The organism is Pseudomonas yangonensis (assembly GCF_009932725.1).
Lineage (GTDB): Bacteria > Pseudomonadota > Gammaproteobacteria > Pseudomonadales > Pseudomonadaceae > Aquipseudomonas > Aquipseudomonas yangonensis.
This window is the reverse complement of sequence record NZ_BLJU01000283.1, coordinates 1-374: the sequence shown is the minus strand read 5'-3', so window position 1 is coordinate 374 and position 374 is coordinate 1. Positions and strand designations below refer to the sequence as shown.

The 374-nt window shown below is 63.9% G+C and carries 2 pseudogenes; both read left to right on the top strand.

Annotation, left to right across the window (positions count from 1 at the left end):
* A pseudogene (locus tag GYB81_RS24360) lies at positions 1–282 on the top strand (signal recognition particle-docking protein FtsY); the annotation flags it as partial.
* Positions 279–374, top strand: a pseudogene (locus tag GYB81_RS24355) (cell division ATP-binding protein FtsE); the annotation flags it as partial. The pseudogenes GYB81_RS24360 and GYB81_RS24355, both read left to right, overlap by 4 nt.

Genomic DNA, 374 nt, shown 5'->3' with positions numbered 1-374 from the left:
CTGGACGAGACGGCGCCGCACGAAGTGCTGCTGGTGCTCGATGCCGGCACCGGGCAGAACGCCATCAGCCAGGCCAAGCAGTTCAACCAGACGGTGAACCTCACCGGCCTGGCGCTGACCAAACTCGACGGCACCGCCAAGGGCGGCGTCATCTTCGCCCTGGCCAAGCAGTTCGGCCTGCCGATTCGCTACATTGGCGTGGGTGAAGGTATCGATGATCTGCGTCCGTTCGAGGCGCAGGCTTTCGTCCAGGCACTCTTCGAGGAGCGTGAGCGCGGATGATCCGATTCGAGCAGGTCGCCAAGCGTTACCCCAATGGCCATGTCGGGCTGCACGAGCTGACCTTCCGCGTTCGCCCCGGCGAATTTCTCTTC